Origin of the sequence: Promineifilum sp. (SeqCode), assembly GCF_041918635.1 — a bacterium.
Classification (GTDB): domain Bacteria; phylum Chloroflexota; class Anaerolineae; order Promineifilales; family Promineifilaceae; genus Promineifilum.
Map to the genome: position 1 here is coordinate 1 of NZ_JAYRVJ010000686.1, position 6,411 is coordinate 6,411.

At 65.8% G+C, this 6,411-nt stretch carries 6 protein-coding genes; 2 read left to right on the top strand and 4 right to left on the bottom strand.

What is annotated here, in order from left to right:
* Nucleotides 1–223: 223 nt before the first annotated feature.
* From msrB to ACE3UY_RS20185, 4 genes are all read right to left on the bottom strand, one after another.
* Nucleotides 224–619: a peptide-methionine (R)-S-oxide reductase MsrB gene (msrB, locus tag ACE3UY_RS20170; RefSeq protein WP_374689277.1), complete on the bottom strand. Its 396-nt coding sequence runs from the start codon at nucleotides 617–619 to the stop codon at nucleotides 224–226.
* 93 nt (nucleotides 620–712) lie between these two features.
* Nucleotides 713–3,268 carry a M14 family zinc carboxypeptidase gene (locus ACE3UY_RS20175; protein WP_374689278.1) on the bottom strand — a complete coding sequence of 852 codons (2,556 nt, stop codon included), beginning with the start codon at nucleotides 3,266–3,268 and terminating at the stop codon, nucleotides 713–715.
* A complete protein-coding gene (locus tag ACE3UY_RS20180) occupies nucleotides 3,255–4,262 on the bottom strand; it encodes an SIR2 family protein (protein ID WP_374689279.1) in 1,008 nt (335 codons plus the stop codon). Before ACE3UY_RS20180 ends, ACE3UY_RS20175 begins: the two co-directional genes overlap by 14 nt.
* Before the next feature lie 73 nt (nucleotides 4,263–4,335).
* Nucleotides 4,336–5,310, bottom strand: a complete 975-nt coding sequence (locus ACE3UY_RS20185) for a sugar-binding protein (protein ID WP_374689280.1) — start codon at nucleotides 5,308–5,310, stop codon at nucleotides 4,336–4,338.
* A gap of 157 nt (nucleotides 5,311–5,467) precedes the next feature.
* Here ACE3UY_RS20185 and ACE3UY_RS20190 point away from each other — a divergent pair, with 157 nt between their 5' ends.
* Both ACE3UY_RS20190 and ACE3UY_RS20195 read left to right on the top strand, forming a co-directional pair.
* Nucleotides 5,468–5,968 carry a hypothetical protein gene (locus ACE3UY_RS20190; protein ID WP_374689281.1) on the top strand — a complete coding sequence of 167 codons (501 nt, stop codon included), beginning with the start codon at nucleotides 5,468–5,470 and terminating at the stop codon, nucleotides 5,966–5,968.
* Nucleotides 5,965–6,411, top strand: a 447-nt coding sequence (locus ACE3UY_RS20195) for a carboxyl transferase domain-containing protein (RefSeq protein ID WP_374689282.1), incomplete at its 3' end; no start/stop codon positions are given. The genes ACE3UY_RS20190 and ACE3UY_RS20195, both read left to right, overlap by 4 nt.

Genomic DNA, 6,411 nt, shown 5'->3' on the forward strand with positions numbered 1-6,411 from the left:
CCTCAAAGGGGGCGAAGTAGGCGCGGGGGCCACTGGAGCCCGAGACGTCTATCCAGCCATCGTCGCGCTCGATGATCTCGACGACGTTTGGCTCGCCCTGCCAGTAGGCGTAGAGCGTCTGGCCGAAGGCATCCCAGGGTTTGATGGCGGGGATGTTGTTTGTCATGGTTGCTCTTCCGAGTGTGAGACCTGACAGGTTCGCCACAAACCTGTCAGGTGTGGCTTAATCCTTGACGAAGTTCAGCGCGGCCGAGTTGATGCAGTAGCGCATGCCCGTCGGCTGGGGGCCGTCGTCGAATAGGTGGCCCAGGTGCGCGCCACAGCTGGCGCAGTGGACTTCCGTACGCACCATGAAGAAGCTCCGGTCTGTATCCTCGCCGACGTTCTTCTCGTTGAGCGCGGCCCAGAAGCTTGGCCAGCCGGAGCCGGAGTCGTACTTCTGCTCTGAACTGAACAGTTCCGCGCCGCAGCCGACGCAGGTGTAGATGCCCTTTTCCTTGTTATAGGTCAATGCCCCGCTGAAGGGGCGCTCGGTGCCTTTCTCGCGGGTGACGTGGTACTGCTCCGGGGTCAGTTGGGCGCGCCACTCGGCGTCGGTCTTTTGTACTTTGGGGGTCATATCACACTCCTTGGGGGGAAGAATCCACAGATTACACAGATTTGAAGAGGCTCACGCACAGAGCGCAACGAAGCAAAGAGCGCCAAGATTCCTCTATTGGCGCGGCGGGCCGGTGAGGTAAGTGAAGGTGGCCTGAATGCCCCGCAGGTTGGCCTGCCACTCGGCGTCCGGCAGCCGGTCGTAGTTGCGCAGGAGCACGAAGAAGGAAGGGATGCCGCGGGCGACTACCCAGTCAGTGCCGCCGCCGGTCGTCGTAGTTTGCGCAGCCGGCGACTGGTCGTAGCGAGCGGCCGAGGCATAAATATCGCCCGGCGCGGTTGAACCGGCATCTTGCCCATTACAGTAGCCGGGCACAACCAGTCCGTTGCTTGCCCTCGCCCCGAAGAAAATCACTATCCGAGGCGCGACTTCCAGGATGTAATCGCGCAGCGCTTGCGTCTCCGGCTCGGAGAACGCCGCCGCGCCGGCGTTCACGGGCTGCTGGCGAAAGGTGACGGTGCTCGTCCAACCGCAGTCGAAATTACGGTTGAGATCGACGCCGTTGGCGTTCAGCCGGCCGGGAGGCTCGCCCGGTGTGATCGGGCTATCGGGGTTGGCGTTGCGCACGATGTGGATGGCGAAGCCGGGCGGGATGTCGGCAGGATTGTTGCTGAAGTAAGTGATGGCCTGGTCGGCCAGCGCCACGCTCGACGGCGAGAATCCGGCGCTCAGGCCGCCCACCAGCAGCACAACGGCTGGCCCGCTGCCGAACTGGTGGGCCTCGATGGGCCGCCCGCCGGCCGAGCGGCCGATCTCCAGGGCCAGACTGCCGACGATGGCCGCTTGTGTCGCCCGGATGTCGATGAGTTGTTGTTGCACGTCTGCAATCGCGGGGGCGGCCGGGGCCGGGGTCTCTGTGCTGCCGGTTTCGGGGATGGCAGTAACTATGCCCTCGGGTGTGGGCGTCTCTTCCAGTGCGAGAGGTGACGGAGTCGAGGTAGAGAGCGACGGCGTGGCCGGCGGAAGGGTCGCCAGTTCCGTCTCTTGCTCGTCGATCTGCTCGCTCCCCGGCGCGCCGGCGTTGCTGGTAGCGAGTTGCTGGACAAGCTGTTGCTCCTGAGCGCCGAGTGCCACCAGAGCCAGAGCCGCCTGGCGCGCGGCGTCGCTGGTGGCGAATGCAGCCTCAGCCCTCGCCCGCTCCCGGTTGGCCGTCGCCCGCGACGACAAGGCCCAGGCGGTCGCGCCCAGAGCGATCAATAGTAGCGTCGTCGCGCCGATGGCGATAAGCCGCAGCCGGCGCGTCTCGGCCGCCTGCTGGTCGGCCTGCTCCTTCGCCACCCGCCGCTCTTCCTCTGTGGCGCTGGAGCGCAGGAAATCGGGGATGGGCGGTTGCGCGTGCTCGAGATCGGTTGCGCCGAGCACCTGCTGGAGTTGGTTGCCGCTGAAGAGCATCGACGCCGGGCGGCCGGCGCGCTCCCACTCCCGGGCCGCCTCATAGAGCGGGCCTTGGCGGGCTGCCCAACTCCGGTTGGAGCGGCGGATAGGCTCGACGAAGCGGTCATGCACCAACTCGTACCACGTCCCGCCGGCCCACACCTCGGCGCGCAGCAGGTAGCGATCCGCCAGCTTATCGACGATGTAGTTGGGCAGTCCGGCTGTCTCCGTCGCGCCGCGATAGACCGTGCCGCGCGTTCCTTCCGGCGTGATGAGCTTGAAGGCGAACCAGTTGCGGATTTCGCCCTCCGCGCAATCGCCCTCGGCCATCACCGACACCAACGCGCTCTCATAGTAATCGGCCAGCGCCCCATCCACGTTGCCGAGCGTCTGCAAATCTTCGAGGGTGATCTCCCCCAGCGCGCGCCTTTGCAGGTTTTGCCAGAGCTGGTAGCAGACCACTTGAAGCTGCACTGGTTCTACGAACTCGCCCAGGCCGGTGCGGTCTTCGTCCAGCTTGATCTGGCGCAAATTGTCTACAAGAGACTCGGCGACGCCTGGCCCGAACGGCCGGCCGCCGATAACCGCCGGTTTGGCGATGGCCTCCAGCGCCGCCGTCGCGTCCATGCGCCGCATCTGAAAACGGGCTTGCAAGCGGCCGGGCAGTTGCGACGTGTAGGGGTCGAGGTCGGGCGCGTAATCCTCGCGCATGACCAGGACGACCCACAGTGATGGATCGTCGCGCACGGCGTCGCGCAGCTCGCTGAAGAAGCCCTCGCGATCCATCCAACGCTCAAGGTGGGTGGTGACGATTTCTTCAAACTGATCGACGATCAGAACGCGGGGTGTCACGTCCTCGGCCGTGTCGCCCGCGCGCGGCCGGCCGGCCAGATAGCTGCTTAGCGTCCGCCCGGCCCAACTGTCCGGTTGGGCGTCGGTTGGTTCCAGGCTGCGAATGAGGTTGTCCACGAAGATGTTGCCGGCGTCGCTGCGCACGGCCGCGCCGACCCGGCCGATGGGCAACACCTCGAACCCCTCCACGCGCAAACGGGGGATGAGCTTGGCTCGAATGAGCGAGCTTTTACCCGCCCCCGACGGCGCGTAGAACAGCACCAGCCGGCGCGAGAGCACCAGGGCCAGCAGGCTCTCCACGTCGCCGTCGCGGCCGAAGAATAGGTGGCCGTCTTTCTCCTCGAAGGCGCGCGGGCCGACGTAGGGGTTGTCAAGCGTTGCCACTGCTGGCCTCCCACTGCTTCCACAGCTCGCTGGTGAAGCCGGCCGCGCTCCCCCAATAGAGGTTGAACCGGTATTCGCCGAAGTAGTTTTGGACGTAGGCGCGGAACTGCTCCATGTCGGTGATGCCGTTGCTCTGGCCCGGCTCCATCTGAATCGCCAGACTGAGCGGGCGGCGCAACGTGAACAGCGACCGGATCGGCCCCCGGAAGACGACGCGGAAGGCCCAGCTTTGCAGGTCGTAGCCCAGGAGCATGATCGAGTTCTTGGTCAGCGCGTTGCGCACGGGCACGGGGAAGCCGTCCTGCCGGTTAATGTCCTCTGACGCCCGCTCGTAGAACTCGAGGTAGTTATCCTCGGTCAGCACCAGGCTCTCCGGCTTGGTATCAATGCCGTGTAGGTGGTACACGAGCGGCTGCTCGACCGTCGGTTGGTGGGTATAGGCGATCTGCTCTTCCTTAGCCTGTTGATCCAGGTCGTCGTTCCAGCGGTAGTAGTCGCTGACCGGCGCGCGGCCGACGCTCTCCAGCGCCTGCTCCAGCAGTTGGTGGTAGCCAGTCGTCAGGTAGACGACGATGGGCAGGTTAGCCAGGATGAAGAACGGGTTGTCGGGTTGCTTGGTGAAGTTCGCCAGGCCCAGTTGGGCGGCAACTTGCGAGAAGCTGTTGCCCTCGCCGGGAGCCGCGCCCGGCGGCGGTTTGAGCGGGCCAATAGGGCTGCCCGGCCCGGTGGTTTGGCGCGCCGACTGGACGAGGTGGCGCAGATAACTGCGCTTGGCTGCCAACTCGTCATTCTCGAGGATGCAGAGGTAGTGAGCAACGTGGGCCAGGTTGGCGCGGTTGCTCATCGGGTAGTTGATGGCGCTGGCCCAATCGCCCACGATGTCCCGGTCGCCAAAGACGAAGTCGCGGGAGACAGCGTCGGCGATGAGGGGCGTGCACATTCCCTCTCGAATCTGATCGACCCAGAACGTCCAGTTCACCTTGCCGCCGTTCATCTTGCTCCTGGGAAAAGAATCCGCTTAGGATACCTCAGGCGGCGGCGATTGTCATCAGGCAAGTGCGCCCGGCTTATTGCAGGGTCAGCGTCCCCCACGTCGTCGGATCGCCGAAGCGGCGGCCGGCCATGTTGGACTTCATCATCTCCTGCACGGCTGAGCCGGGACGGTCGTTGTCGTTAACGTTGACGGCCAGGCCGATGACCAGGCCGGGCGACGGAGTGACGCCGAGGTCGCGCCAGGGAATGGCCGCCTCCAGCACGTAGCCGCCGCCGTCGCCGCGGGCGGCGACGATGATGCTGTGGGGTGTGGTCGCGTCGAGCATGCTGCCATCGGCCACGCCCTGGAAGCGGAAGGCCGATGGCGGCAGATCGGCCAGGTTGCCGGGCGACAGGGTGAGCTGAAAGTCGTCGGGGCTGATGGTCGGGCCGAAGTCGCCGGCCCGGTCGGCGTCAATCTGGAGTTCCACGCTGTCGCCGCGAAAGGTCTGGTTGCCGGTCTGGCTCTGGGCATGGATGTCGTCGGCCACGTTGGCGATCAGGTAGAGGTTATCGTCGTCCCAGGCGACCTGCCACGAGGCGGCCAGGTCGTCGGTCCCGTCCCAGCCGTTGCCGGTGAAGACGATGTGGGGCGAGGAGTAGGTGGGCAGCGCGCCCCACTCGGCCGCGTCGCCGTCAATGGCCGGCGGGCTGTCCAGCCGGGCGGCGACGACATCCGAGGCGGGCGGCGGCAGTTGGGGCGTAGCGAAAGCGCCGGGCAGGGTGACCGTGGGGGCGATGCCGGGGCCGGCGCTCTCGGTCGTCGCCGCGCCGTCAGGGGGCGCGGTCGCTTCGCCTTCGGCGACGGCCGTCGCCTCCTCGCCGGGCAGGGTCAGGTCAGGCTCGGTCGCCCCGCGCTGTTGCAGGACGTAGTAGCCCAGCGCGACGACGGCTACCAGCAAGAAGGCTGCCGCGGCCAGCGCGATCCAATAGCCGCCGCGCGGCTGACGTGGTTGTTGCGGCTCCAGCCCTTGCCAGGCGTTGTCCCAATCGGACGGTGAGTGGCTCATGGCGTCAAAAGTAACCGCATTTGCGCGGCGCGGCAAGTAGGGGCGCACCTGTGTGTGCGCCCTGGGCGAGCGCGAGCACGCAGTGCGCCCAAGGGCAGACACGCAGGTCTGCTCCTACATTTGGAGGGCTTTCGGCGTTCGCATATAATGAACCGTGATGAGCCCGCCACCCCGCCCCTTCACCACGCGCATCGTTCAATGGGGTATTCTGCTGCCGGCTCTCTGGAATCTGGCGCGGGGGATTGTCCTGTGGCAGCAGTCGGATTGGCTGGCCGGTCTGTCCCTAAGCCCCGATCCTCGCTGGCGAATGGCCCTCGCTTTCCTGTGGGCAGCGGCGTTCCTGCTGCTGGCGGCGGCGCTGTGGCGTTGTCGCGGCGGGGCGCGGCGCCTGGCTCCGTTTCTTCTGGCCGCGTACGGTGTTTATGAACTCGGACTCATCCTGGTCTACGCGCCATCGCCGCCCGCGGCGCTGCCCGCGCTGGCCTATACCGCGTTCGTCGGCTTCGCCGCCTGGGCGCTCTGGCGGCCCGCGGCCCGCGTCTACTTCGAATCGCGCTCTATCCAACTAATAAGGCGTCCACTGCATCCACTAGATGGCACAGACAAATCTGCGGATGTTTCTCTTTCCAAGGAGGTAGCTGACCAGCGCACCCTATGAACCCCAAGATCGAACAACTTCGTCAGCTCAAAAAGCAGGGCCAGATGGGTGGCGGCGAGGACAAGCTGGCTGCCCGCAAAGCCAAGGGTAAGATGACGGCGCGCGAGCGGATCGAGGTGCTGCTCGACAAAGGCTCCTTCCGCGAGGTCGATGCCCTGGTCGTCCACCGCGAGATCAACTTCGGCATGGACAAGAAGAAGATCCTGGGCGACAGCGTTGTCACCGGGTGGGGAACCATCGACGGCCGCCTTGTCTACGTCTTCAGCCAGGACTTCACCGTCTTCGGCGGCAGCCTGAGCGGCGTCCACGCCGAGAAGATCTGCAAGGTGATGGACATGGCCATGCGCAACGGCGCGCCGGTCATCGGCATCAACGACTCCGGCGGCGCGCGCATCCAGGAGGGCGTGGTCAGTCTGGCCGGCTACGCCGACGTGTTCTTGCGC